28 protein-coding genes are annotated in these 24,254 nt (G+C 55.1%); 22 read left to right on the top strand and 6 right to left on the bottom strand.

The features are described 5' to 3' along the window. Positions 1–106: 106 nt before the first annotated feature. Both ACTQ3V_RS00380 and ACTQ3V_RS00375 read left to right on the top strand, forming a co-directional pair. Positions 107–2,374, top strand: coding sequence for an S-layer homology domain-containing protein (locus ACTQ3V_RS00380; RefSeq protein ID WP_441465777.1), 2,268 nt, complete (start codon positions 107–109; stop codon positions 2,372–2,374). Positions 2,375–2,576: 202 nt separating this feature from the next. Next, positions 2,577–5,153, top strand: a complete 2,577-nt coding sequence (locus tag ACTQ3V_RS00375; RefSeq protein WP_441465776.1) for an S-layer homology domain-containing protein — start codon at positions 2,577–2,579, stop codon at positions 5,151–5,153. A gap of 47 nt (positions 5,154–5,200) precedes the next feature. Here the strand turns inward: ACTQ3V_RS00375 and ACTQ3V_RS00370 are convergent, their stop codons facing one another. Then, positions 5,201–5,617: a CBS domain-containing protein gene (locus ACTQ3V_RS00370; protein ID WP_441465775.1), complete on the bottom strand. Its 417-nt coding sequence runs from the start codon at positions 5,615–5,617 to the stop codon at positions 5,201–5,203. Between the two features lie 251 nt (positions 5,618–5,868). On the opposite strand from ACTQ3V_RS00370, the gene ACTQ3V_RS00365 reads away from it, so the two are divergent. The 10 genes from ACTQ3V_RS00365 to ACTQ3V_RS00320 all read left to right on the top strand — a co-directional run bounded on the left by ACTQ3V_RS00365 (position 5,869) and on the right by ACTQ3V_RS00320 (position 14,849). Continuing rightward, entirely contained in the window at positions 5,869–6,882 is a 1,014-nt protein-coding gene (locus tag ACTQ3V_RS00365) for an ABC transporter substrate-binding protein (RefSeq protein ID WP_441465774.1), read from the top strand. A 117-nt stretch (positions 6,883–6,999) separates the two neighbouring features. Further along, positions 7,000–7,956, top strand: coding sequence for an ABC transporter permease (locus tag ACTQ3V_RS00360; RefSeq protein ID WP_441465773.1), 957 nt, complete (start codon positions 7,000–7,002; stop codon positions 7,954–7,956). Beyond that, positions 7,949–8,728 (top strand): ABC transporter ATP-binding protein, encoded by a 780-nt coding sequence (locus ACTQ3V_RS00355; RefSeq protein WP_441465772.1) that lies wholly within the window; start codon positions 7,949–7,951, stop codon positions 8,726–8,728. The genes ACTQ3V_RS00360 and ACTQ3V_RS00355 overlap by 8 nt, the downstream gene beginning before the upstream one ends. Positions 8,729–9,076: 348 nt before the next feature. Beyond that, the gene (locus ACTQ3V_RS00350; RefSeq protein WP_441465771.1) at positions 9,077–9,640 is read left to right on the top strand and encodes a DUF3793 family protein; all 564 of its coding nucleotides are present in this window, start codon (positions 9,077–9,079) and stop codon (positions 9,638–9,640) included. Positions 9,641–9,688: 48 nt separating this feature from the next. Continuing rightward, complete coding sequence (locus ACTQ3V_RS00345; protein WP_441465770.1) at positions 9,689–10,120, top strand: flavodoxin; 432 nt, start codon at positions 9,689–9,691, stop codon at positions 10,118–10,120. 543 nt (positions 10,121–10,663) lie between these two features. Continuing rightward, the gene (locus tag ACTQ3V_RS00340) at positions 10,664–10,873 is read left to right on the top strand and encodes a FeoA family protein (protein ID WP_441465769.1); all 210 of its coding nucleotides are present in this window, start codon (positions 10,664–10,666) and stop codon (positions 10,871–10,873) included. Between the two features lie 13 nt (positions 10,874–10,886). Continuing rightward, positions 10,887–11,108 carry a FeoA family protein gene (locus tag ACTQ3V_RS00335; RefSeq protein ID WP_302666586.1) on the top strand — a complete coding sequence of 74 codons (222 nt, stop codon included), beginning with the start codon at positions 10,887–10,889 and terminating at the stop codon, positions 11,106–11,108. A 53-nt stretch (positions 11,109–11,161) separates the two neighbouring features. Then, complete coding sequence (gene feoB / locus ACTQ3V_RS00330; RefSeq protein ID WP_441465768.1) at positions 11,162–13,663, top strand: ferrous iron transport protein B; 2,502 nt, start codon at positions 11,162–11,164, stop codon at positions 13,661–13,663. Between the two features lie 59 nt (positions 13,664–13,722). Beyond that, positions 13,723–13,896: a FeoB-associated Cys-rich membrane protein gene (locus tag ACTQ3V_RS00325; RefSeq protein WP_441465767.1), complete on the top strand. Its 174-nt coding sequence runs from the start codon at positions 13,723–13,725 to the stop codon at positions 13,894–13,896. Positions 13,897–14,006: 110 nt separating this feature from the next. Further along, entirely contained in the window at positions 14,007–14,849 is an 843-nt protein-coding gene (locus tag ACTQ3V_RS00320; RefSeq protein WP_441465766.1) for a LysM peptidoglycan-binding domain-containing protein, read from the top strand. A gap of 39 nt (positions 14,850–14,888) precedes the next feature. Here ACTQ3V_RS00320 and ACTQ3V_RS00315 read toward each other — a convergent pair whose 3' ends face one another. From ACTQ3V_RS00315 to ACTQ3V_RS00300, 4 genes are all read right to left on the bottom strand, one after another. Continuing rightward, the gene (locus ACTQ3V_RS00315; protein ID WP_441465765.1) at positions 14,889–16,439 is read right to left on the bottom strand and encodes a recombinase family protein; all 1,551 of its coding nucleotides are present in this window, start codon (positions 16,437–16,439) and stop codon (positions 14,889–14,891) included. 122 nt (positions 16,440–16,561) lie between these two features. After that, entirely contained in the window at positions 16,562–17,470 is a 909-nt protein-coding gene (locus tag ACTQ3V_RS00310; protein WP_441465764.1) for a BRCT domain-containing protein, read from the bottom strand. 118 nt (positions 17,471–17,588) lie between these two features. Continuing rightward, positions 17,589–18,128, bottom strand: a complete 540-nt coding sequence (locus ACTQ3V_RS00305) for a hypothetical protein (RefSeq protein WP_441465763.1) — start codon at positions 18,126–18,128, stop codon at positions 17,589–17,591. A 197-nt stretch (positions 18,129–18,325) separates the two neighbouring features. Next, positions 18,326–18,670 carry a helix-turn-helix transcriptional regulator gene (locus tag ACTQ3V_RS00300; protein ID WP_441465762.1) on the bottom strand — a complete coding sequence of 115 codons (345 nt, stop codon included), beginning with the start codon at positions 18,668–18,670 and terminating at the stop codon, positions 18,326–18,328. Between the two features lie 147 nt (positions 18,671–18,817). On the opposite strand from ACTQ3V_RS00300, the gene ACTQ3V_RS00295 reads away from it, so the two are divergent. Continuing rightward, positions 18,818–18,964 (top strand): hypothetical protein, encoded by a 147-nt coding sequence (locus ACTQ3V_RS00295; protein WP_441465761.1) that lies wholly within the window; start codon positions 18,818–18,820, stop codon positions 18,962–18,964. Positions 18,965–19,021: 57 nt separating this feature from the next. Next, positions 19,022–19,228, top strand: a complete 207-nt coding sequence (locus ACTQ3V_RS00290; RefSeq protein WP_441465760.1) for a helix-turn-helix domain-containing protein — start codon at positions 19,022–19,024, stop codon at positions 19,226–19,228. Between the two features lie 153 nt (positions 19,229–19,381). On the opposite strand, the gene ACTQ3V_RS00285 is transcribed toward ACTQ3V_RS00290, so the two are convergent. Then, positions 19,382–19,696 (bottom strand): hypothetical protein, encoded by a 315-nt coding sequence (locus ACTQ3V_RS00285; protein ID WP_441465759.1) that lies wholly within the window; start codon positions 19,694–19,696, stop codon positions 19,382–19,384. Positions 19,697–19,761: 65 nt separating this feature from the next. Here ACTQ3V_RS00285 and ACTQ3V_RS00280 point away from each other — a divergent pair, with 65 nt between their 5' ends. The 8 genes from ACTQ3V_RS00280 (at position 19,762) to ACTQ3V_RS00245 (ending at position 24,245) form a co-directional block, all read left to right on the top strand. Further along, a complete protein-coding gene (locus ACTQ3V_RS00280) occupies positions 19,762–19,980 on the top strand; it encodes a hypothetical protein (RefSeq protein WP_441465758.1) in 219 nt (72 codons plus the stop codon). Beyond that, entirely contained in the window at positions 19,977–20,312 is a 336-nt protein-coding gene (locus ACTQ3V_RS00275; protein WP_441465757.1) for a hypothetical protein, read from the top strand. The genes ACTQ3V_RS00280 and ACTQ3V_RS00275 overlap by 4 nt, the downstream gene beginning before the upstream one ends. Next, positions 20,287–20,496 carry a hypothetical protein gene (locus ACTQ3V_RS00270; RefSeq protein WP_441465756.1) on the top strand — a complete coding sequence of 70 codons (210 nt, stop codon included), beginning with the start codon at positions 20,287–20,289 and terminating at the stop codon, positions 20,494–20,496. The genes ACTQ3V_RS00275 and ACTQ3V_RS00270 overlap by 26 nt, the downstream gene beginning before the upstream one ends. A gap of 6 nt (positions 20,497–20,502) precedes the next feature. Continuing rightward, positions 20,503–20,997: a helix-turn-helix domain-containing protein gene (locus ACTQ3V_RS00265; protein WP_441465755.1), complete on the top strand. Its 495-nt coding sequence runs from the start codon at positions 20,503–20,505 to the stop codon at positions 20,995–20,997. Between the two features lie 40 nt (positions 20,998–21,037). Then, positions 21,038–21,268 (top strand): hypothetical protein, encoded by a 231-nt coding sequence (locus ACTQ3V_RS00260; RefSeq protein WP_441465754.1) that lies wholly within the window; start codon positions 21,038–21,040, stop codon positions 21,266–21,268. Between the two features lie 384 nt (positions 21,269–21,652). Next, on the top strand, positions 21,653–22,123 hold the full coding sequence (locus ACTQ3V_RS00255; RefSeq protein WP_441465753.1) for a hypothetical protein: 471 nt from the start codon (positions 21,653–21,655) through the stop codon (positions 22,121–22,123). Beyond that, positions 22,120–22,980 (top strand): hypothetical protein, encoded by an 861-nt coding sequence (locus ACTQ3V_RS00250; RefSeq protein ID WP_441465752.1) that lies wholly within the window; start codon positions 22,120–22,122, stop codon positions 22,978–22,980. Before ACTQ3V_RS00255 ends, ACTQ3V_RS00250 begins: the two co-directional genes overlap by 4 nt. Beyond that, positions 22,974–24,245 carry a replicative DNA helicase gene (locus ACTQ3V_RS00245; protein ID WP_441465751.1) on the top strand — a complete coding sequence of 424 codons (1,272 nt, stop codon included), beginning with the start codon at positions 22,974–22,976 and terminating at the stop codon, positions 24,243–24,245. The genes ACTQ3V_RS00250 and ACTQ3V_RS00245 overlap by 7 nt, the downstream gene beginning before the upstream one ends. The last annotated feature ends 9 nt before the right edge of the window (positions 24,246–24,254 follow it).

Here is a 24,254-nt window from a genome sequence, read left to right as displayed (position 1 = left end):
AACGCGCGCTTGTGTCACAAATGTTACACTTTTTCGCCTGCTATTGAGCGGCATGCAGGAAAAGGCTATAATTTATATATCAATCACCCAAGGATGGAAAAATTTTATGCTCAAGAAAACCATTTCCGCCCTGTTTGTGGCGTTTCTCATGATAATAGGTGCTTCGGCAGCCGGGTCGATCTTTCCGGCACAGCGCACGGATATCGACGGTGTGACCCGATACGGGTATCTGGATGAAGAAGGGCGTACCGTGCTCTCGTTTTCCTATGCGCAGGCCGGGGAATTTGCCGCGTGCGGTTTGGCGGCGGTCGAGGATGACAAGTGGCGGACCGCGGTGATCGACCGCGAGGGCCGCGTAGTTGTGGAGTATACCGACGCGCCGGTATCGGTCGAGTTTTCGGACAACGCCATCGCCTATCGCTATGCCGACCACAGCGTGTACTATACGCTGGAGGGAGAAAAAATCGGCTCGTATGCGGGAGCGGTAGGATTTTTTCAGGACGGTCTGCTGTTGTGCAAAAGCCCGGCGTCCGACCTGTATACCTATGTCACGCAGGACGGCAGCGCCGCTTTTGCGGGCGAATATAAGGACGCGGGTGTTTTTTCGGGCGGACGTGCGTTGGTTTGCACAACGGACGGGCAGTATCTTGCCATTGACACCGAGGGGCAGACGCTGTACACGCTGGAAAGCGGCATCGAGCCGCGCTATATGACCATCTTCGGTGAGGATACCATCGTCCTGTCCAACGGCATGGCCAAGGCGCTGTACTCGCTTTCTCAGAGCGATTATTTGACGGTGTTCAAGTACAGCGAAATCAGCGAATTTGATGACGGCGTGGCAATGGTCCGCGAAGGCAACCGATGGGGCATGATCAATACATCCGGCAAGCTGCTGACCGAACCGACCTATTATTATCTGTCCTATATGGGAGAGGGACTGTATGCTGCCCGTGGCGCGAACGGATCCGCTGCCGCCGTGGACGCCGACGGAAACGTGGCGTATCGCGTGAACAGTTACGTCGGCGGCTTCAGCCAGCTGCGCTACGGCATGTCCTGGCACGGTCAGGCGGATGGAAGCCTGATTTTCTTTAAAAAGAACGGCGGCTATCTTACCAGTCTGGAAAACGCTGAAAATCCGACGTTTTTGAGCGAAAATGTTGTGCGTGTAACACAGGATGGCACGCTCAAATATATCAATCTGTCCACCGGAAATACGCTGCTGGAGCAGCCCAAATCCTTTGAACTGGGCGGCGGCCTGACGGCAAAGACCGTGCATTACGAAAAATTTATGGGTTATCGGGCAGATGGAACCGAGCATGGATGGAACGTGGACTTTCCGGAGCTGAGCGGCCTTTCCGACACAAAGGTGCAGAAAACCATCAACGATGCGATTCGCGCGTTTTTCCTCAAGGGTCCTCCGATTACCGCGGAGTACGAAGCGCTTGAGGGCAGCTACGGCGCCTCAGTCGAAGGATCGGTGCTGGTTGTTTGGGCGAACTGCATCAGCGGTCAGGGCGCGGGCGCATCGGTATGGAACGACAGTCTGGCCTTTGATTTGAACACGGGGGAACAGTACCAAATCAGCGATTTGTTGGTCAGCGGTTCTCTGGACAGCGTCCGGCAGATGCTGCCAGAGGAGCATGAGATTTATCTGTACAGCTTCCCGCGCATGAGTGCAGAGGGCGTGACGTATTACTATAATGAATACGCAAGCGAAACGCGCCGCGCCTACACGGAAAGCTATCTGCTGACCTTTGCGGAGCTGGGCGACGCAGTGGATACCGAGAGTGCGTGCTATCTGGCGCTCAATACGCCGCTGGTCAAGCCGACAACCACTGTGGCGGGCTTTTCCGATGTAAGCGATAAGCATTGGGCGGCGGAGTATATTCGCAAGGTCGTCGAAGACAGCCTGATGCAGGGAGCGGACGGCAAATTCCGTCCGGACGAGCAAATCACGCAGGCGGAGGTCTGCGCCACGATTGCGCGCAGGCTGTCGCTGCAAACAGGCGGCGAAAGCATGGATGGAATAGACGAAACGGCATGGTATGCCGAAGAGGTCAGCGCGGTCTGGTCCGCAGGCATGCTGGATGGGCTGGAGGCGGATTTTGAGCCAAACAGCATGATGACGCGCGCGGATGCGGCGCAGCTGTTTGCCAATGTGCTGGTGCAGCGGGGCGATACGCTGCCGGACGAGCAGACGGTGGAAGAGACGCTTGCCGCGTTTGAGGACGCTGCGTCGATACCGGAGGAGCGCCGTGCCGCCGTTGTGCTGTGCATGCAGAAAGGGCTTGTAAGCGGGTATACCGACGGCAACTTCCGGCCGGAGCGCGGCTTTACCCGCGCGGAGTTTGCCAAGCTTTTGACCATGATTTGAGCGGTTTTTTCAGACACGAAACCCCGCCAAACGGGGATTGCGGTCCTTTGATTTGCCGGTATGAGGGGCGCCTGTCAGATGGTGGCGGAAGGCACAGCTGCGTCGGATGATGACAAATCTGGCTGTTTCCCGTAAAATAACAGTACACAAATGACGAAAATGATGGTAAAATAGGAATAATGAAACCAAAGAGGTGATAGCTGTGAAAAGATTTTTATCCGCCGTGCTGGCGGTTGCCCTGCTTTTGTGCACGCTGCCGGCGGCGTTTGCTGCTTCCGACATCGAAAACCACTGGGCAAAACCATACCTGCTGGAGCTGAATAAGCTTGGGGTGATAAACCCCTCCTCGGAAGGCGAATATACGCCCGATCAGGCGATTCGGCGCTGGGAATTCATGCGCTATATCAATCGCGCCTTCGGCTTTACGGAAAAGGCCACGATCAATTTTTCTGACGTCAGCAGTAGCGCTATCTATTATGAAACGGTGCAGATTGCGGTCGAGTACGGCTATATCAACGGCGTCAGCGACGATAAGATGGACCCGGAGGGCACGCTGACGCGTGAGCAGGCGGCAACCATTCTCGGTCGTCTGCATAAGTATACGCCGGGCACGGACCTGTCCAATCTCAACAGCTTTTCGGATAAGGATAAGCTGAGCAATTACAGCAAGTCCTATGTGGCTGAGGCGGTTGCGCTGGGCTATATCAACGGGTACACTGATGGCACCTTCAAGCCGCAGGGCAATATCACCCGCGGCGAAATTGCCAAGATTCTGTATTATTTCCTCGGCTCTTCGCTCAATACCTCGGGCAATTCCTATACCGGAGAGGATCTGAACACCGATACCAAGAATGTGACTATCTCCGCGCCCTGCTCGCTGTCCGACGCCACGATTGAAGGCAATCTGTTCATCACGGAGGGCGTGCTTTCCGGCAGCGTCACGCTGACCAATGTCACGGTTAAGGGCGATATTATCGTCAGCAGCGGCGACGTTACGCTCGACGGCACCTCCGCGCTGCATATGACCGTGTCCAACGCGCTCCCCTTGACGCCGCAGGTGACCTGTACGGGCAACAGCAACATTGGTGAGACCGATGTGCAGACCTCTGCGGCGCTGACCGAATCCAATCTTGCGGCATCGGGCGGCGGGTTTGCCGACCTTGTAGTCACGGGAAGCAATCTGTCGCTGACGCTGGACGCGGCGGTGTGGGATTTGACCACTTCCGGTAAGACCTCGATTCTGACCACGGGCAGCACGTCGATTGGTGAGCTGACTGCAAATGGCGAAACAAGCGTGACCGGCGGCGGCTCGATTCAGTCCGCGGTGATCACGGTGTCCGGCTGTGAGTTGATCATGCAGCCCGATACTTATTCGCTGGGCGGCGGCGTGACCGCAGTCATTGCCGGCCAGTCGGTTTCCTCGTCGACGGGCGTCTCCATCTCCCCGTCCTCCCTGTCAATTGACATCAACAACCAGAATGCGATTGCACATTCCTATGATTTTACCTTTAATGCGGACAAGAACGATTTGATTCGCATGTCTGTGGACGGTCGGACACTGGTGCTGGGCACGGATTATAATGTGTTGACCGATAAAAACGGCATCCGGGTTTATAAGACCTATCTGACAACGCTCAGCCCCGGGGTACATACCGCCGAGCTGTTGTTCGCGGATAATTCCAAGGCTTCGCTGGGGATTCTGGTCGGCGATTCCGCGCTCAGCGCGGTCAGCCCGTCCCAGATTACATTTGATAAGTATAAAGAGTCCCCCAATTATTCCAATGTAACTGCAACGGTCGTTCTGCCCGCAGGCACGCTGCTGGATTCGATTAAGCTTGGCAGCACGGTGCTGGGGCGCGGTGTGGATTATCTCTATGACGCCTCCACCGGTGTCACCACTTTCCTGCGCGAGGCGCTGGATAAAAAGAGTCTGGGAACATATACCATCACCTTTGTGCCCAACAAGGGTACGACGTTCTCCTGCACGCTGAAGGTTGTGGATACCGCGCCGGTCAACGGCATCTCCCCTGCGGAACTGGATTTTGATTCCAATGTCAATTCGGAAGGATATCAGGATTTGACCGTAACGCTCAGCACGGCCGATGGCGCAAAGCTGGAGAAAATTACGGCAAACGGAAAAACACTGGAAGAGAATTGGCAGTATAAGCTTAACGGCAATCAGGTTATCATCAGCAAATCCGCAATAGCGGACTTGGGTGCGAACAAGCCGGCGTATGTCAATTTGACATTTGTGATGTCCAACGGACAGAATCCCACGCTGCGGGTCAACTATGTGACAACCTTTGCCTTGACAGCGATGGTAGTGGATGACCTTGGTCTGCCGATTGAGGGTGCGACCGTTACATTTGCACCGGAAGACAATGCGTCGGGCAGCGCGGCACAGAGCGCTTCGACCAATGAATACGGCAGTGCGACGGTTTATGTCAAGAGCGGTACCTATAAGGTTACTGCAACGCACGAGCGCTTTACGCAGTCGGTTTCCGCGACTACAACCGTTTCCAACGCCCGTTCGGTCAGGCTCATAGGTGAAATTCTGGAAACCGTACAGATTGTGGTGACCAATGAGTATGGTGCGCCGCTCTCCGGTGCGGTGGTCACCATCGGCGGACAGAACATTACCACCGGTGCGGATGGTACGGCTTCGTTCAGCCTCAAGCGCGGCAGCTATATGGCGCAGGTTGCCTGCTCGGGTTATACCACGCAGACGATTGCCCTGTCGGTCAACGGCACGGTGCGTGAGCGCGTACAGCTCAAGTAAAGTTTTTCGCATAAATAAGCCGTCCGGCACATGCCGGACGGCTTTTGCTATTTCAATGCGGCAGCTTCGCTCTTGTTGCAGGAGTCCCGCAGGAATTGGATGACATCCCGCCGCGTAATAATGCCACAAAACATACCGCGCCCATCGGTTATGGGTACAAAATTCTGTGCGGATACCAAGTCTATCATGTTTTCCATGCGCGCGTCAATGCCCACCGATTGGTGCCGGATGCGCCGTGGCACCTCTCCGACGGTCATATGGTCAAGCTGCTCGGATGTGTGGCTCAGCACCAGACGCAAAAAATCGCCCTCGGTAATGGTACCGATGTAGCGCCCTTTGGGGTCAACAACCGGGATGGCAGTAAAGCCGCTTTGCATGATATTGTCGAGTGCCTGCCGCACAGAACAGTCCGCGGATAAGTATGAAACCTCTGCCTTGGGCTTGAGGAAAAAAGAGATGTTCATCGTATGTCCTCCTTGTGGGTTCTGTCTTTATTTTACGATGCCGGTTTGGATTGGTCAACTGCTTCTGGTCAATGCTAACAATTTATTAACAATTAAAAATACGCTTCTTGTTTGTTTTGACGGCAAAGAAGGGCTTTTGCGAAAAAAGTGAGCAATGGACTTGACGAAAACTCTTTTAACTGCTAAACTGTAAAAGCGGAAAGGGTTTCACCTTTCCTTACACGCATTTTACGCAGAAAAGGGGTTTTTACATGAAGAAGAGATTACTCGCCGCATTGATGGCTGGCGCAATGGCCCTGACCATGACCGCCTGCGGCGGCACGAACAACGATACCGCAAACACGGATACGAACGATACGGCCGAAGGCGGTTCTGCCGGCAGCTACAAGGTTGGCATTGTGCAGCTGATGCAGCACGAAGCGCTCGACGCCGCGACGCAGGGTTTTCAGGATAAGCTGAAAGAGCTGGTTGAGGCGGACGGCGGCTCGGTCGAGTTTGACCCGCAGAACGCTTCCGGCGACTCGGCCAACTGCGCGACCATTGTCAACGGCTTTGTTTCTTCCGGTGTGGACCTGATTATGGCGAACGCCACTGCCGCGTTGCAGGCGGCTCAGGCTGCAACAGCGGATATCCCGGTGCTCGGCACCTCGATTTCGGACTACGGCACCGCGCTGGGTGTGACCGACTGGACCGGTAAGACCGGCACCAACATTTCGGGCACGACCGACCTTGCGCCGCTTGACGGTCAGGCGGAGATGCTGCAGGAACTGTTCCCGGATGCGAAGAATGTGGGCCTGCTGTACTGCTCGGCTGAGCCGAACTCCGCTTACCAGATCAACACCATCAAGCCGATTCTGGAAGGCATGGGCTACACCTGCACAGAGTACGCTTTCACCGATTCCAACGATGTTGCCTCGGTTGCCCAGAACGCTGCGTCTTCCAGCGATGTCATTTATATCCCGACCGATAACACCGCCGCTTCCTGCACGGAAGCGATTGCAAACGTTGTTCTGCCGGCCAAGGTTCCGGTTGTTGCAGGTGAGCAGGGTATCTGCTCGGGCTGCGGCGTGGCGACTCTGTCGATCGACTACTATGAGCTGGGCCAGATTACCGGCGAAATGGCGTATGACATCCTCGTGAACGGCACCAACCCGGGCGAGATGGAAGTGCAGCCCGCGCCGAACTTCACCAAAATGTACAATGCCGCCAACTGTGAGGCGCTTGGCATCACCGTGCCGGACGACTACACCGCAATTGCAGCATAATAAACAATGAACAGACAAAAAAGCGGAAAGGGCTTTCCTTTTCCGCTTTTTTTTGCTATACTACTGTATGTGCTTTCGCACTTTATCAGATGATATCATTTTGGGGGGCATGGAAAAGTGGATTTCTTCTCCAACCTGCTGGCCGCGCTGCCCGGCGCGGTGGCACAAGGCCTGATTTGGGGCTTAATGGCAATCGGTGTGTACATTACCTTTAAGGTGCTCGACTTGGCTGATTTGACCGTGGACGGTACGATGGCCACGGGCGGCGCGGTGTGCATCGTGCTGATGACCAACGGCGTCAACGTCTGGGTGGCGTTGCTGTGCGCGTTCCTTGCGGGTATGCTCGCGGGCTTGATTACCGGTGTGCTGCATACCTTCATGGGTATTCCGGCCATCCTCGCCGGTATTTTGACGCAGCTTGCGCTGTTTTCTATCAACTTGCGCATCATGGGCAAAAAGGCCAACATGGCCATCAACCCGGACAATTTTGACTTGCTGGTATCGCTGCGCAACGTCAAAAAGGTGACGCTCGAAAATCCGATTTTTGTCGCGGTGGTGTTCACCATCGTCGTCATAGTGGTGCTGTACTGGTTTTTCGGTACCTCGCTCGGCTGCTCGATTCGCGCGACCGGCGCAAACCCGAATATGAGCCGCGCGCAGGGCATCAATGTCAACTTTAACAAGGTGCTGGGCCTGATGCTTTCCAACGGTATCGTTGCGCTGTCGAGCGCATTGTATTGCCAGTATCAGGGCTTTGCCGACGTTAACGCGGGCCGCGGCGCCATCGTTATCGGTTTGGCGGCGGTCATCATCGGCGAAGTGCTGTTCAGCCGGATTTTCCGCAATTTTGCGCTCAAGCTGCTGTCGGTCGCACTGGGCGCGGTGATTTACTACATTGTGATCCAGTTTGTGCTTACGCTCGGTCTGGACACCAACGATCTCAAATTGATTACCGCGGCAGTCGTGGCGATCTTCCTTGCCATCCCATACTGGAAGGGCAAGTATTTCAAGGGCGCGGGCAAGGCAATTGCCAAGGCTGGCGCGCAAGCGAAGGGAGGCGAGGACAATGCTTGAACTGAAAGGCATTTATAAGACGTTCAACGCGGGCACAGTCAACGAAAAGCGCGCAATCGACGGCCTCGACCTGACGCTGGAAAACGGCGATTTTGTCACGGTGATCGGGGGCAACGGCGCGGGCAAGTCCACTACGCTGAACCTGATTGCGGGTGTGTATCCGGTGGACGCCGGACTGATTCGACTCAACGGCTTCAATTTGACCGGTCTGCCCGAGCATAAGCGCGCGCGCTTTCTCGGCCGCGTGTTTCAGGACCCCATGATGGGTACGGCGGCGACCATGGGCATTGAGGAAAACTTGGCGCTCGCCTATCGCCGCGGCAAGCGGCGCGGCCTGAGCTATGGCATCACCAACGAGGAGCGCAAGATTTACCGGGAAAAGCTCGCAACGCTCGGCCTTGGTCTGGAGGATCGCATGACCAGCAAGGTTGGCCTGCTATCCGGTGGTCAGCGGCAAGCGCTGACGCTGCTGATGGCGACGCTCCAGAAGCCCGATCTGCTGCTGCTCGACGAGCATACCGCCGCGCTTGACCCCAAGACGGCCGACAAGGTGCTGCAGCTGACCGAGGAAATTGTCGCGCGCGACAATCTGACTACGCTCATGGTCACACACAATATGAAAAACGCCATTCAGTATGGCAACCGCCTGATTATGATGGACGCGGGCCGCGTGGTGGTGGATATTCGCGGCGAGGAGAAGAAAAACCTCACCGTGCGCGAGCTGCTTGAGAAGTTCAACATCGAAAGCGACCGCATGCTGCTCAGCGAATAATCACGCGCGCAGGCGCGTGATATTGACAGCAAAAGACTGCTGAAAAACACGGTTTTTCGGCAGTCTTTTTTTATTTGGCAGCAGCGCAGAAAAAATTATAAAAAAACGCTTGACATGTTGGTTAGCATATGCTAACTTATATACAGGTTAGCCGAGGCTTACTGATAGGCAGACCGACCGAAACCGTCCTCGCGGAACGGGACGGCACCGGTATCACATACAAAGCTTCCTCTGCATTTTGCGCATCATCCGAACAGAGACGACTGGTAAATGGGTGCGGCTGTATGGCTAACCGCGGCCGCGCTTACCGGTCGGGAAAAGCAGAGGACACAGGAGGAGCGTTTGCACATGGATCATCAGCTCGATTATCTGCTGGCGGCATATTGCTCGCCAACACTTGCCGGAATCAAGACGGCAAGTCTGGTCTCCTTCGACCGTATGCAGTATCCCGATCTGCCGCAGCAGCTACATATCTATCAGACGGCATTTGCAGCGCGCGGAATCCGGTTTGAAGTGCTTTGCGCCTGCCGCGGACGTTTTCTGCTGCTGGTGTATCACAGGGAGCAGCTGGAACAGCGTATGAAGGATGCACGGGTGCAGCGGGTGCTGACAAAGTTCGGCTATCCGGTGGATGCGCCACTGGAAACGCTGCTGGATGGCCTGCGACGCCGTATCGCCGCGCAGCCGGGATTTCCGCACGAAATCGGGCTGTTTCTGGGGTATCCAATCGAGGATGTTATGGGCTTTATCCGTAACGAGGGTCGCGGCTGTAAGTTGTGCGGCTATTGGAAGGTCTACGGCGACGCAGAGGCCGCAACCCGTTTGTTTGACCGTTTATCGCGGGTATGCCATGCGGTGAAAACGCGTGTTGAGCAGGGAGAAACCCTGCTGGAAGTGTTTGCCGCGGCATAAAGCGTTTATCTTTTATCATTATTATCTACTTTAGGAGGTTTGAACCATATGAGCAAGGCAGCAGTAATTTTCTGGAGCCAGACCGGCAACACCGAGCAGATGGCAAACGCCATTGCGGATGGCATCCGCGCGGGCGGAATGGAGTGCGATTTGATGAATGTAGCGGAGGTGAATGCTGCCGACGCTGCAAAGTACGATAAACTGGCGCTTGGCTGCCCGGCAATGGGCGCGGAAGTGCTGGAAGAGGCGGAATTTGACCCTTTCTTCACCGAGCTGGAAAGCAAGCTGGGCGGTCATAAGATGGCGCTGTTCGGCTCATACGGCTGGGGCGACGGCCAGTGGATGCGCGACTGGGTACAACGCGCAAACGACGCCAATGCCAACATCTATACCGACGAGGGCCTGATGGCGCATGAGACACCCGACGAGGCCATGCTCGAGCAGTGCCGTGAGTTCGGCAAAGGCTTTGCCGCCTATTAAGCCCGACCCTATCCTGCGCGCCTCGCGCGCTATTCGATAGATTTTCTGCAAATTTTGCAGAAAATCATCAAAACGCGCGACATGTGCGTGCGTTTTGATACAAGGAATCAATGTTGTGTGCCGCTTGCGGCGCGCAATCATTGATTGTTGGATTCGTCCGCGCCTTGCGCGGCAAATCCCTCTCGTTTGAAGCTGTACGCTTCAAACGAAATCACTCCGGTCATACCCGCCGCGACGGCGACGGTTATGATACAAATATCCTTTCTTGTCCCGGGGGAAACCCCAAAGGGGATACCGTATGGTATCCTGTAACATGAGCCTGCGGCTGTCTGGAACAACGGCCGCAGGCTTCCTCCTTGTTGGAGGAAAAGGAAAAATTAGCACGTGCTAACTTCGGGGCATTGGTTAGTTTTGACAAACTTCCCAACTGCCGCTTGACAATTCGAGTTAGCAGTGGTAAACTGCAAATGAGATAAGGGTTAGAAGATGCTAACTCACATCTTTGAAACTATGAAACGCATCAGGAAGGAGAGGATCGTTATTATGCCGCTGACTTTGGTAGATACCGGCGTAGCGACCACCATTAAGGCGATACGAGGAAAGGACCAGACCAGACGGTTCCTGCAAAACCTCGGCTTTGTCGAGGGAGCGTCGATTTCGGTCGTTTCCTCGCTGGCGGGCAATCTTATTGTGTCAGTGAAAGATACGCGCGTTGCAATCTCGCAGCAGATGGCCTCGCGTATTCTGGTGTAAGGGGGGAAAAGCAATGGGCAATCTGAGAAACACACCTTGCGGCAAAACCGTGACCGTGCGCCGTGTCGAGGGTGAGGGCGCAACCCGTCGCCGCATCATGGATATGGGTATCACGCGCGGCGCGGAGGTGTTCGTGCGCAAGGTCGCGCCGCTGGGCGACCCGATTGAAGTGACCGTGCGCGGCTATGAGCTTTCGCTGCGCAAGGCGGACGCGGAAAAAATTTTAGTGGAATAAATGTTTTTTTACATAGAAGTTAGCGAGGGCTAATTCGAGAAAGGGGCAACAACATGTCGATTCGTTTGGCGCTTGCCGGCAATCCGAACTGCGGCAAGACCACGATGTTCAACGACCTGACCGGCTCGACGCAATATGTCGGCAACTGGCCGGGCGTCACCGTGGAAAAAAAAGAGGGCCGATACAAGGCGGATAAGCAGGTCTCCATCACCGACCTGCCGGGCATTTACTCGCTTTCCCCATATACGCTTGAGGAGGTCATCACCCGCGATTATCTGGTGGGTGAGAAGCCGGACGCCATTCTCAATCTGGTGGACGCGGCCAATATCGAGCGCAACCTGTATCTGACCACGCAGCTGCTGGAAATGGGAATTCCGGTGGTTGTGGCGCTCAATATGATGGATATTGTCGCCAAGCGCGGCGATGTGATTGATACGGAAAAGCTGTCCGCGGGACTGGGCGTGCCTGTGGTGGAAACCACCGCGCTCAAGGGAAAGGGCACCAAGGAACTGGTCGAGACGGCGAAACGTGCCGTGGCCGCTGGTGCGAAACCCGCAGCACCTGCGTTCTCCGATACCATTGAGCAGGCAATCGGCCAGATTGCAGCGCTCATCGCGGATGTGACCGAGGAGGATCAGCGCCGCTGGTTCGCCGTCAAGCTGTTCGAGCGCGACGAAAAGGTGCTGGCTCGTTTCCACTTCGGCAAAGACACGGTGGAAAAGCTGGAAAGTATCATTACCGCGGTGGAGGATGCGTTGGATGACGACGCGGAATCCATCATCACGGACGCACGCTATCAGTATATCACTCAAGTCGTGACGTCCTGCGTGAAAAAGAAGAAAAGCGGCATGACAGCGTCTGACAAGATTGACCGTATTGTGACCAACCGCATTCTGGCGCTGCCGATTTTCGCGCTGGTGATGTTTGTTGTCTATTATGTTTCAGTCACCACGGTCGGCACAGCGCTGACCAACTGGGCCAATGACGGCGTGTTCGGCGACGGCTGGCATCTGTTTGGCATTGGCAGCGGCGCATATGCAGAAGCCGACGCAGCGTATCAGGACGATGTAACCCGCCGGGATGCGTGGCTCGGGGCGGCCGAGCGTGAAGGGGTGGATGTTTCCACACTGACTGCGCTGCTGTCGGACGAGGAGGCGGATACCGCCGCTATTGAGCAGGCGGGTGCAGCGCTCACAGACGATGCGGCGCATGTCGTCGGCACCGCCGAATTTAAGGATGAGAACACCGGCAAAGTCACTACCGAGCAGGTGGACTTTGCGGCATTTCAAGGAACACTGACGGCGCAAGAGGCAGACCCGGCGGATTATGGCATCTGGGTACCGGGTATTCCGGTGCTCATTGGCGGTGCGCTGAGCGGCCTTGGTATCGCGGACTGGCTGTACAGCCTGATTATGGACGGCATTGTCGCCGGTGTCGGCGCGGTGCTCGGCTTTGTGCCGCAGATTCTGGTGCTGTTCCTGTTCCTCGCCATTTTGGAGGACTGCGGCTATATGGCGCGCGTGGCCTTCATCATGGACCGTATTTTCCGAAAGTTTGGCCTGTCGGGCAAGAGCTTTATCCCGATGCTGATTGGCACGGGCTGCGGCGTGCCGGGTATCATGGCCTCGCGCACGATTGAGCAAGAGCGCGACCGCCGTATGACCATTATGACCACGACCTTCATTCCGTGCAGCGCGAAACTGCCGATAATCGCTCTGATTGCGGGCGCGATCTTCGATAACGCGGGCTGGGTGGCCTTCTCGGCCTATTTTATCGGTGTGATGGCGATTATCCTGTCCGGTATCATGCTCAAGAAGTTTAAGATGTTCGCGGGTGAGCCGGCGCCGTTTGTCATGGAACTGCCAAGCTACCACACCCCGACGGCGGGCAATGTGCTCCGCTCGATGGGAGAGCGCGGCTGGTCGTTTATTAAGAAGGCCGGCACGGTCATTCTGCTCAGCACGGTCGTACTGTGGTTTTTGCAGACATATGGTTGGGAAAACGGCGCGTTTGGCGCGGTTTCCGATATCAATAACAGTGCGCTTGCCGCCATCGGCAGTGCGATTGCGCCGCTGTTCGCGCCGCTCGGCTGGGGCACATGGCAGAACTCGGTCGCGTCGGTCACCGGTCTGATTGCCAAGGAAAACGTAGTCGCTACCTTCGGTCAGATTTACGGCTTTGCCGAGGTGGCCGAGGACGGCGCGGAGATTTGGGGCCTGCTCGCGGCTTCCTTCACCACGGTCAGCGCGTTCTCGTTTATGTGCTTTAACCTGCTTTGCGCACCGTGCTTTGCAGCGATGGGCGCTATCAAGCGTGAGATGAACAACGCCAAGTGGACTGTGTTTGCCATTGGCTATATGTGCGTGTTTGCGTACTGCGTGGCGCTGATGGTCTATCAGTTCGGCGGCCTGCTTACCGGTGAGGTGACGTTCGGCCCCGGTACGGTGGCGGCGGTTCTGGTGCTTGCGCTGATGGTTTATCTGCTGCTTCGCAAGCCGGCAGCTGCGGATGACACGGCCAACCTGCGCCGCATGAGCGTGCAGGCAAACAGCTGATTTGGGGCTTGCCCGCAGAGAAATTCTGTTTTACAATGAATACAAAGGAGGCGAAACAGATGTCAACCTTGATCGTAGGTCTGTTGGTGGCGCTGCTGGTATTTTTCGCCGCGCGGTCGGTGGTACGCCAGTCCAAGACGGGCGGCTGCAGCGGCTGCGGCGGTGGCTGCGCAGGCTGCAGCGGCAGCTGCGGCTGTCATACCGCTACGCCTCCCAAAGAGCACGACAAATAACAGTGTGATAAGCCGCCCGGCGTTTGGTACGTCGGGCGGCTTTTGTATGCCTGCGGATGGTCACGGACAGATGGTATGCGGCATAGACTGGGGAGAAAGGTGGTTTTTCTATGGTGATTCATGTTGTTCAGCCGGGGGATTCGCTGTATCGTATCGCCCAGATGTACCATGCGCCGCTGCAGCTGCTGATTCAGCAGAATGAGCTGCATGAGCCGTACCGATTAACGCCCGGGCAGACGATTGTTGTGCCGCAGCCGATGCAGGTGCATACCGTTCGGCAAGGAGAGACGCTTTCCGGCATCGCCGCGCAGCACGACACAACCGTACTGGCACTGCTGCAAAACAATCCGCAGCTGGGTGGCGGTGATCGTATCTGGCCGGGGCAGACGCTGGTGGTTTCCTATGGGGCAAAGCTGGGGACATTTGCCGTCAACGGCTATGCGTATCCCAATATCGACCAGCGGATTTTGCGCAAAACGCTGCCGTATTTGACGTACTTATCGGTGTTTTCCTATGGATTTGACAGTCTGGGCCGTATTTTGCCGCAGAATGCGGAAACGCTCACGCGCATGGCGCGGCAATACGGGGTACTGCCGTTGCTGGTGCTGACAACGCTCGGTGAGGACGGTCAGTTTTCGGGTGAGCGGGCACAGCAGTTGCTGCGCGACCCGGTAGCACGCGGCGCGTTGATTGAGAATCTGGCGCAAACCATTGCGGCGCAGGGCTTCGCGGGCGTGGACATTGACTTTGAGTATATTCCATCCGAGGACGCGGCGGCCTACGCCGACTTTGTCCGCGCGGTGCGCGCGCGGCTGGAGCCGTCCGGACTGACGGTGATGGTTGCGCTTGCACCCAAGACCTCGGCCGACCAACCGGGGCTGCTGTACGAGTCGCATAACTATGCCGCACTCGGCGCGGCGGCGGACGATGTACTTATTATGACCTATGAATAAGTTATTTTATGATACATATGATTGACCGGCCAAGGTTTGCTATTCAAACCGCCGTTCAATCTGGATATAGATGGTTGCGTCGCCAGCACTGCGCTCGGCGGCGTTTTTTTCGTATGTGATGCGGCTGACCACGCTTTTCAGCAGGTCGTTTCGTTCCCGTGCGGTCGCGGCGTTGGGATAGGCTTCGATCACATGCTCCAGACGCGGCCGCATGGCAGGCGCGCCGCGGCGCTCTTGGTCGATCGTCAGCGCACGGGCGCTGGCCTTGGCGAGTGCGCGATCCAACTCAGCGAGCTGGCTATCCAGTTGGCGGCGGCGGGAAACGAAATATTCCGGCGTGTAAACCTCCTGCTCGACCAGCTCGGCGGCGCGGTCAAGCTGTGCGCGCAGCTTACGCTGGGCGGAGTGGATCGCGCGGATCTCTTCGTGCGCCTGCGCGGCGCGTGCGTCCAGTTCGCGTTCGACTGTATTCTGATGGTCGATGTCCACCTCGTACTCGGCCAGCCATAGCCGCAGCGCGTGCAGCACCGCGTCCTCCACGTCGGCGCAGAATGAGCTGACATTATTGCAGTCTGCCCAGCGGCAGTCCAGCCGGCCGGTGCAGGGCAGGGCAGCGGCCGGTGCGCCGTATGTTATCACATGGCCGCACTTGGCACAGTACAGCAGGCCGACAAACGGGTTTTTGAGTTCGTGGTTTTTCTTGAGCGGCAGGCCGGGTGTGTTGTCCAGCAGGTGCTGCACGGTATCAAAATCCTCATCACTGACGAGCGCTTCATGCAGCCCGCGCGCCTTGACGTAGTCATCCACATACCGGCGCGGCTTGGTCAGCACGCCGTCGCGCACGGTAGGCTGCGCGGCCTTGCGTCCCCATGTCACATAGCCCGCGTACAGGCAATTGCGCAGCACGTTGCGCACCGACTGGGCGCTCCACGCGACACCGGCAGAAGTGCATTCCCCGCGTGCATTGAGACGGCAGGCAATGACATAGCAGCCGACACCTTGCAGGCGCAAGTCGAAGATCTCGCGCACGATTGCGGCCTGCGGTGGGTTTGGCTCAAGCGTGTAGCCTTTGCCATCCCGCACCTTGACACGGAAATAGCCGTAGGGGTCAGTCTTGCCCATGTATTTGCCCTCTTTGACCGAGGCGATGCGCCCCGCGATCATGCGGCGCTTGATGGTCTTATACTCGCGGCGCGACATGAACAGGCCGAACTCGAAGTATTCCTCGTCGAATTCGTTGGCGGGGTCGTAGGTTTTGGCCGGGGTGATGATGCGTGTGCCCGAGTATTTGAACGCCTGCGCGACGATGCCTTGGTCGATGCTGTCGCCGCGGGCGAGACGCTCGATTTCCATGACCAGCACGCCGTCCCACTGACCGGCCTCGACCTCGGTCAGCAGCCGCTGCATCTGCGGCCGGGCGGCGATGGTTTCGCCTGAGACGATCTCCTCATAGATCCCGCCGATCTCCAGCCCCATGCGGCGCGCGAGTGCGAGCAGCGCGGCACGATGCCGGGCAAGGGTTTCGCCCTCGCCGCGGGCTTCGGCTTCGGCGTCCGCGCGCGATTTTCTCAAATAGATTAGATATGCCATGAAATCACCTTTTTCAGTATATGGGGCGGGAAAATGGATAAAAACAGAACATTTGTTCGGTACAATCGGGTGTAAAAATGCAGACCACAACAAAACGGTGTTCGGTTGTGGTCTGCGGGGTTTTAAAGGATACCGGCTTCGGCATCATCAACGGCATCCCAGAAGTCGTTCTCGTTTACGATGACAACATGGGCGCCTTGCTTGCGTAGGTTCATCGCTTCTTCGATTTTCCGGCCATAGCAGGCATATGCCCAGCACGGGTTGCCGGAGTTGCCGACGACAAGGTAATCGGTTTTGCTGGAAACAGATTTTTTTGCCTTTCCGCCCAGTTCGGTTACCTTTTCGAGAAGGTCTTTTCGTTGACCGCGATTGAACTCGCCGGTAAAACAGAATGATTTATCTTGGAAGGTGATCTCGGGACAGGACGCACAGATACCGGCAACGCAATACTGCTCACGCAGATTGACATATTCCTGTTCGGTAAGGTTCAGCGAATCTTTGAACTCGATAATCGTACTTAGGAAAGCCAGCAGTGTATTGCGTTCCTCCTCTGTGATCTTATGGTCAGCCATAATGGAAGAAAGCAGGCTGTTGATTTCATCGAAGGGATATGTACCAGCCAGAAAGTCATTGGCGTTAATCCATGAATACAATGCTTTGATTTCGGCATCACCTAATTCATTGTCAGCCATCATGCCGTGGATCATGCCGGCAAGAAATTGGATCGACGAGGTGATCTCATCGTAATATTTTCCGCTGGAAGCAAAACTACTGCACACCCACAGAATGTCTTTTGCTTCCTCATCAGTAATCATACCATCAGCGCACGCATTTTCAACAATGGGGATGATTTCGGAAAAGGGATGTCTATCTCGCAGCGGCGCATGTAGCGAGCACCAATGCGCAAGCTCTGCGATTTCGTCGGATTGCACGGTGGCGTCGGTGGCAATGCCTGCGACAATGCCGCGCAGCGTATTGATGGCTTTGTGCAGTTCAGCGGGACCGGTAAACATACGATAATCCTGATCCATAAGATATTCCCCCTACGGATTGACAAAATAAGCCAATCTTGTATAATGTTGTTGGAGAATTGTGTGAAGCACTCCATCTTTGCCCGTTCCGGTGTGTCACCACTGGGGCGGGCGTTTTTTATTTTGGGTATCTTCCGTTTGGTAATTCATACACAGCACAGGTGATTACCGCACTGGTAAACTCGTAATCACTCAGCTTTGGATCGTTCTCGTCCAGATCCCAGCCACCTACTTGGATGAACGTCGTATGCTCAAAGCGTGCCAACACTTCAAGTCCGTGTGTCAATCGCTTGAAAATCATGTCTTTTACATCGCGTTCAGATAAAGAAATATTACTGGCGGGAAGCCAGCCAATGTATTGACCATTATATAGAACCTTGACAGCTGTTCCGTCATACTTATTCTTTGGGTCAGCCTGCAAAGTCAGCCATTGGCCTTTCATGTTACGGTTAATCACTTTTTGCGGGTCAGAGCCATCGTGAACATGGTTAACGCCAGACAGAGTAAACTCCATCGTTCTCATCAGCTTTGTGCCATCTTTACTGGTTTGCGGAAAGTCTGGGATAGGAATTGCGTCATACTGGCGTTGTTCTCGGATACCCTTGACGATGCCCCAGATGAAAAGAGCAACAATAACAATAACTATCAGTGTACACAAGGATTTCAACCCCTTTAGGTGTCCAAATTGAACACCAATATTTTGATGATATGCAATATATTGATTTGCCCTTGCCAAAACCCAAGATGTGGTGTATTATTAAAAAACAAACACTTGTTCGATTTTTGGAGGGTGAGCGATGAAATACGAAAAAGAACTTTTAGAAGTGATACGCTCCAGCAAGGATGAAGAGGCGCTTATTTCTTTTGCTCGCCAGCTCTGCGAATCGCTTCTGCTTTCACGGCCTGAAGAACGAATGCCTTCTGATCGTCCGTCAGTTTCCTAAAATCAACCAATAGTTCAGCTTCGTCTGAACTCAAACCCGCGTCCTCGTAGGAGGGCGCTTTTTTTATGTCGGTATTACCGAGAATGTAGTCCACAGTCGTATCAAAATAATCGGCCAATTTTATCAGTATATCATTGTCAGGCTGATAGTTTCCGGTTTCATATCCCGAAAGAGCTGCTTGACTGACACCGAGTATTTTGCTCAACTCAACTTGTTTGAGTTCTTTTTCCTTGCGGAGTTCCTTAATGCGATTCATATTATCACCATTTACATAATATCAGAAAAATTGATACACAAACAGACTTATTTTGCAAAATTGAAAAAATAGATTGACATATCAAGATAGCTGATATATAATATGAATCACAAAATATAAGTAAACTTGATATAAAGAGGTGAGAGGGTGAAGAAATTCCTTGAGAAGATTCGCATCGAAATTGAGGATGCACCGTACAAGCATCCATATTTTCCGTTGGGTATTTCGATCATTGCGCTAATTGCTTCAATAGCCATGCCGCTGCTGCGGACATTTCTGGCAGGAAAGATTTAATTAATGCAATAAACGCAATAGCGGTGGTAATACATGGAACGGAAAGGGGTGAATAACATGAAAACCATCAAGCGATACCGCGAAGAGCGCGGCATCAAGCAGATCGAGCTTGCGGCGCACTTTGGTGTATCTCAGCCGACGGTCGTCAGATGGGAGCAGGATGGTGTGTATCCACCCTGTCAGGTGATGCCCGAGCTTGCGGCCTTTCTCGGCTGCACGATCGACGAGCTGTACGCGGACGAGCCGGAAAAGGAGGCGGGGTAGCCGCCAGCGTGAAGCAAACGGAATGGAGGTGAGAAGCAATGAAGAAACTCATCAGTAAAATTCTCGAGGAAATTGAAGATGCACCATACAAGCATCCATTTTTCCCGCTGGGACTATCTATTGTCGCTCTACTTCTTTCGAGTGTTTCGTTGATTACACGAATAATGCAATAATAGCAACGATTAGAGCAGCAACGGCAATGCCGGTTGTAATTTTGTAGCGCAATTCCATTTCATAACGTTCTTCCAATGCTGCCTCGCCATCTGGGTTAATGCGGTAAACGCCAACCAGTTCATTTCGATCTGGATGCTGTTGCATGGAACGATCTAAATATTGTGGATAAAGATAGTCAATCTGATAGCTAATATCTATGTTTGGCAATTCAGCTTGCAGGGTATCGACAAAAATGTAGTTAGGCTTATGACATACGAAATGCTTGAGAATCTTGCGCGAGTCTTTGCTAAGCATATAATCACACCTTTCCCCTGAATTTTACCACAGGGAAAAGAAAAACGCCAGAAAGGAGACAGATAATGCGAATTGAGCTAACGGATGGTGATATTATCGAAATCTGTAACACTATTCCGAAAGAGATTCAGTCATCAGTAGCCAAACCTCTAATGACTGCATTTCGAGATAAAGAGATTTCAGAAGTGCAGGCAATAGCCCTTATCGAGAGGTTACGGCGCGCAGTTCTATATGAGTGTTTAATCTACCGCAATAGAGAAACTGGAAAGGAAGAAAAATCATGAGTGCAATGAAAGATTACGCACTGGGCGTTTGCGCTGCGCACCCGAAGGAAATGTACGATCTGTATGATCTGCTGTGCGACGGTGAACACGTTGAGGAAGCAGTCGAAATGGAGCTGGTCGAAAGAAATGGTGGGGACACTTATCCCTCGCAAGATGTGTTTGAGATTATGCAGGGGATAGCTGATATTCTTGAGGATGTACCTGATGAAGAAACTCTTGTTATGTTGGAAGTGGTTTCTTGGATCTCGGATAACCCAGCCTTTATGGAAGAGGAGCTGTCTTACTGGAGAGGAAGGTTGATGCGGCATGAAGCTCGAGCTGTCGCATGCTGAGCGAAACGCGCTGCTGGATACGGCAGGCCGTGATCGTGTCGCACTGATCGCGCAGTCGCTGCTGGAGCAGGCGAAAAGCGCAGGCTTTACCCACCTTCAAGCGATTGCTGTGGTGGACTATATCCGGCGGCTTTTGGAGTCCGGGCCGTCATTCGGTGGGTTTGAGCCGCAAAGCAAGGATTGATCTACTATGCCCGCATTATATCACGAAAAGGAGGGAAGCACCACGATGAAGGAATACCAGAATAAGTATCAGGCTGCCCGTGAGGGTGCGGGTCTGACGCAGGAAGCCGCAGCGGAGCGTTTGGGCTGGTCGGTGCGGTGTTTGCAGGATATTGAGCAGGAGAGCCGGGAGCCGTCACCGGAGAAAGTGGCGCAGATGGCTGAAGTGTACCGTGCGCCATGGCTGCATGGGTATTATTGCAACCGCTGTCCGTTGGGCTGTGTATGGCATCGCCCGGAGAGCGATGTGGAATTGCAGCAGCTGGCGCTCGAGGTAGGCTTAGAGGCCGAAGACAGGGAACAAGAGCGCCGGGACGCATACGAGCTGGCGCGGATCGCGCTCGACCGCAAGATTGACGACGAGGAGTTCCCAAAGTTTCAGGCCATTCTTGGGCGTATGCTGCGCCGGGCTTACTTGACCGAAATGGCGTGGATCGCCAGTCTGACGCAAGTGGAAAAGTGACCAAGCCATGATGAATACAATACCCAGAGGAGGTGCGCTTATGGCAAACAAAACACGCAGGCTGGTCATGGAGCAGGAATTCACGCTGAAAAGCGGCCGCAAAGCTGTCTGCCAGATCTACGATACCGAGGATACCGTTCCTAAGTCCAACGTCGAAGAGCACAAGAAGTGCGTCGATCACATGAAGGAGGTCGCCGCGAATATCTTCATGCGCGCGGAAATGGCAAAACAGCAAAAGGAAAGCGCCCAGTGCGGCGGCAACCGCGACTGAGCGCAAATCAAATAACTGTACTTAAAGGATACCGGAAAAGCCCGGCGCTGTCAAGAGGGCCGCGCCGGGGGAAAGAGGAAAACATGAAACTCGTAGAGGTGAAATTTGAGATCCCGGAGGATCTGGAGCCGCGCGTTGCGGCGTTAGCTGCGGAAATGGGACTATCCTTTGATTTGGCCGCGCAACTACTGCTGTGGGACTGATTTGTCACGCATTTGCGCAGCTCGATTGAGCGGGCGGAAACAGAACTGCGAGAGCCGTTAGCGGGGGAGGTGGCGGTATGATCTACGCCATCCTTGCCATGCTCGGGGTGGGCTGCGCCTGCCTCGCCCTTGGCATGCTGGTGGACAGGCTCACCCAACCGATGGAAAGGCGGTGGCGCAGGTGAGAACGTTTTCGCCGAAAACACTGGCTGAGATTCGCGACAGTTACCGTCGTGCTGCTGATCCTGATGAGCAGGTCTATGTATTGGCTGGGTTATATTTCTGTAACGTGGAGGATATACAGCGTGCGCTCGGATTGCCAGTAAGGAAACCATGGGAAAAGCATTCGTCAGTTCGCACTGTCCAGATTCCTACGCATCATGTGTGGACAAAAACGCAGGACAAACGTCTCGCTATGCTCTATAAGCAAGGACTGAACATCGGAGAGATTGCCGACAAAATAGGGAACAGAAGGAAAGATGTGCAAGATCGGCTGTATGTGCTGCGTAAAATGGGCGTGATACAGGCGCGGCCCCGCTGTGACTGTGCCGCGCAGGGGATGGCTGTCGAGCTGGAAAACCTATGCGACGCCTTGCGCGAGCTGATAGCGGTGCTGCGCGTTCTGTCCGAGAAGGGAGGCGGCAATGCGTGAACTTTATCCTGAACACCGAACTGAGCCGCTGGCTAAGGGATGAGAAAATCGGCGGCGACCGTGAGGCGATCTTCCTGTATGCGCTCTGGACGTGGTGCGAGAAAAACGCGGCCAATGAGCATAACTACCACGAGGGGCGGTACTGGTCGTACAACAGCCTGCGCGGCCTGACTCGCATTTTCCCGTGGACGAAGAGGGAGCTCGAAAACACGGTCAACCGACTGCGCGACGCTGGTCTGATCCTGACCGCCAAGCTCTCCAAAGACCCCAAGGACACGACGCTGTCTTACACGGTGATTGCGGAAAAAATAGGCGTTTCCCCGTTCAGGGAAACGGTGTCCCCCACGGGGGAAACGGTGTCCCCCACCGGGGACGCACCCCCGTCCCCCAGCGGTGAAACGGTGTCCCCGCACGGGGACAACCTGTCCCCCACGGGGGAAACATTAGATGAACAATATAAGACACATATAGTACTACAGGCAAATAAGAATAAGCAAGACGCAAATAAGGACGGGCAGCAGGAAAATAAGCTGACGCCGCGGCAGGCCATGGAGCTGTACAATCAGATTTGCGTTGATCTGCCGCCTTGCATCCGACTGACCGACAAGCGGCAGCGCAGTGTGCGCGCGCTGTTCAAGAAAGGCATCACGCCTGAGCAGCTGGAGAACGCATTCCGCATCGCGCAGTCGAGCGAGTTCTGCCGGGGCAAAAACAAGACAGGCTGGCGCGTTGACTTCGACTGGCTGCTGGACGAGAACAACATTGTCAAGGTGCTCGAGGGCAAGTACGGCGGCAGCGCCACGCCGCCCAAATCGTCTGCACCGACCAAAGAGGAACGGAGGTATGAGCATTGGTAAAAGCGACACTCGATGCAGAATACAGCGTGATCGGCTGTCTGCTGGTTGACCCGTCGATTGCGGGCGAATTGCTGTACCGCACGCGGCCGGAGGACTTCACCGTTCCCGAGCTGCGCACGGTGTACAATGCCGCGGTCAAGCTGTTTGGCGCCGGGCGGCCGGTGGACGCGGTCACGATCCGCGGCCTGTGCGGCGCGGAGTATAACGACCTGCTGATGCAGTGCATGGACATCACACCGACTTCGTTTGGCTGGCGCACTTACATATCCGCCATGCAGGAGCAGACGCGCGTCACCCGGCTACAGGCACTCGCCGCCGAGCTTGCAGAGGTGCGCACAAGCGACAAGGCGCGCGATCTGCTCGGACAGGCAGGCGAGATTTTGAGCGAAAAGAACCGCACACAGGTCGTGACCATGCAGCAGGCTCTTGTGCAGTTTTTCAGCGAGCAGGGCGAGAAGCGCCGCTTCATCAGCTGGGGCTTTGACAAGCTTGACCGACGGCTGTATACAGATTACGGCGATTTCGTGATCGTTGCCGGGCGGCCGTCCGCGGGCAAAACCGCGCTCGCCTTGCAGATGGCGTCACACATGGGGCGGCAGGACAAGGTCGGCTTTTACAGTCTTGAGACCAGTACCGCCAAGCTGACCAACCGATTGGTTGCGAGCCGCTGTATCATCGACTTCGGCCATATCAACCGCCGCGAAATGACGCCTGAAGAGTGGGAACGCGCGGTTAAGTGGAAAAAGGATGTCACGGAAATCCAGCTGGAACTGATTCCTGCGTCCGGTTGGGGCGTGCAGGATATTCTGTCCACCGCGCTGGCGCGGCAGCACCGGGTCGTGTTCGTCGACTATTTGCAGCTCATTCGTGCGGCCGGTCGAAACCGCACCGAACAGGTGACCAACATTTCGCTTGCGCTGCACGAGATGGCGCAGGCGCACGGCATTCTGGTCGTGGCGCTCAGTCAGCTCAACCGCGCCAGCACGGATCGCGCGGACGCGACACCTACGCTGGCTGATCTGCGTGAGTCAGGCCAGATCGAGCAGGACGCGGACGCGGTGCTTGCGCTGTACATCGACCCGGACGAGGACGCGCCCATGGATGACCGCAAGCTGCGGGTGCTCAAGAACAAAGAGGGACGGCTGGGAGACTTTTCGCTCGCGTTTGACGGCTCGACACAGAATTTTGCGGAATACATGGACGGGCAGCTTGCCGCCGCCCGGCAGATCAAGAAAATGGAGAAGAAAAACGACGCATCCGCGTGACGAAAACGG

The organism is Candidatus Agathobaculum pullicola (assembly GCF_052117205.1).
GTDB classification, from domain to species: Bacteria; Bacillota; Clostridia; order Oscillospirales; family Butyricicoccaceae; genus Agathobaculum; species Agathobaculum pullicola.
The sequence above is the reverse complement of the archived record's forward strand: the minus strand, read 5'-3'. Positions and strand labels throughout refer to the sequence as shown.

What these genes read in the sequence shown, in the direction of transcription:
- ACTQ3V_RS00380 (WP_441465777.1), top strand. Translation starts at nt 107, where the DNA reads ATGCTCAAGAAAACCATTTCCGCCCTGTTTGTGGCGTTTCTCATGATA.
- feoB (WP_441465768.1), top strand. Translation starts at nt 11,162, where the DNA reads ATGTCGATTCGTTTGGCGCTTGCCGGCAATCCGAACTGCGGCAAGACC.
- ACTQ3V_RS00265 (WP_441465755.1), top strand. Translation starts at nt 20,503, where the DNA reads ATGCCCGCATTATATCACGAAAAGGAGGGAAGCACCACGATGAAGGAA.
- ACTQ3V_RS00310 (WP_441465764.1), bottom strand. Translation starts at nt 17,470, where the DNA reads ATGGATCAGGATTATCGTATGTTTACCGGTCCCGCTGAACTGCACAAA.
- ACTQ3V_RS00315 (WP_441465765.1), bottom strand. Translation starts at nt 16,439, where the DNA reads ATGGCATATCTAATCTATTTGAGAAAATCGCGCGCGGACGCCGAAGCC.
- ACTQ3V_RS00320 (WP_441465766.1), top strand. Translation starts at nt 14,007, where the DNA reads ATGGTGATTCATGTTGTTCAGCCGGGGGATTCGCTGTATCGTATCGCC.
- ACTQ3V_RS00365 (WP_441465774.1), top strand. Translation starts at nt 5,869, where the DNA reads ATGAAGAAGAGATTACTCGCCGCATTGATGGCTGGCGCAATGGCCCTG.
- ACTQ3V_RS00325 (WP_441465767.1), top strand. Translation starts at nt 13,723, where the DNA reads ATGTCAACCTTGATCGTAGGTCTGTTGGTGGCGCTGCTGGTATTTTTC.
- ACTQ3V_RS00370 (WP_441465775.1), bottom strand. Translation starts at nt 5,617, where the DNA reads ATGAACATCTCTTTTTTCCTCAAGCCCAAGGCAGAGGTTTCATACTTA.
- ACTQ3V_RS00260 (WP_441465754.1), top strand. Translation starts at nt 21,038, where the DNA reads ATGGCAAACAAAACACGCAGGCTGGTCATGGAGCAGGAATTCACGCTG.
- ACTQ3V_RS00335 (WP_302666586.1), top strand. Translation starts at nt 10,887, where the DNA reads ATGGGCAATCTGAGAAACACACCTTGCGGCAAAACCGTGACCGTGCGC.
- ACTQ3V_RS00285 (WP_441465759.1), bottom strand. Translation starts at nt 19,696, where the DNA reads ATGCTTAGCAAAGACTCGCGCAAGATTCTCAAGCATTTCGTATGTCAT.
- ACTQ3V_RS00300 (WP_441465762.1), bottom strand. Translation starts at nt 18,670, where the DNA reads ATGAATCGCATTAAGGAACTCCGCAAGGAAAAAGAACTCAAACAAGTT.
- ACTQ3V_RS00340 (WP_441465769.1), top strand. Translation starts at nt 10,664, where the DNA reads ATGCCGCTGACTTTGGTAGATACCGGCGTAGCGACCACCATTAAGGCG.
- ACTQ3V_RS00355 (WP_441465772.1), top strand. Translation starts at nt 7,949, where the DNA reads ATGCTTGAACTGAAAGGCATTTATAAGACGTTCAACGCGGGCACAGTC.
- ACTQ3V_RS00280 (WP_441465758.1), top strand. Translation starts at nt 19,762, where the DNA reads ATGCGAATTGAGCTAACGGATGGTGATATTATCGAAATCTGTAACACT.
- ACTQ3V_RS00290 (WP_441465760.1), top strand. Translation starts at nt 19,022, where the DNA reads ATGAAAACCATCAAGCGATACCGCGAAGAGCGCGGCATCAAGCAGATC.
- ACTQ3V_RS00275 (WP_441465757.1), top strand. Translation starts at nt 19,977, where the DNA reads ATGAGTGCAATGAAAGATTACGCACTGGGCGTTTGCGCTGCGCACCCG.
- ACTQ3V_RS00350 (WP_441465771.1), top strand. Translation starts at nt 9,077, where the DNA reads ATGGATCATCAGCTCGATTATCTGCTGGCGGCATATTGCTCGCCAACA.
- ACTQ3V_RS00270 (WP_441465756.1), top strand. Translation starts at nt 20,287, where the DNA reads ATGAAGCTCGAGCTGTCGCATGCTGAGCGAAACGCGCTGCTGGATACG.
- ACTQ3V_RS00345 (WP_441465770.1), top strand. Translation starts at nt 9,689, where the DNA reads ATGAGCAAGGCAGCAGTAATTTTCTGGAGCCAGACCGGCAACACCGAG.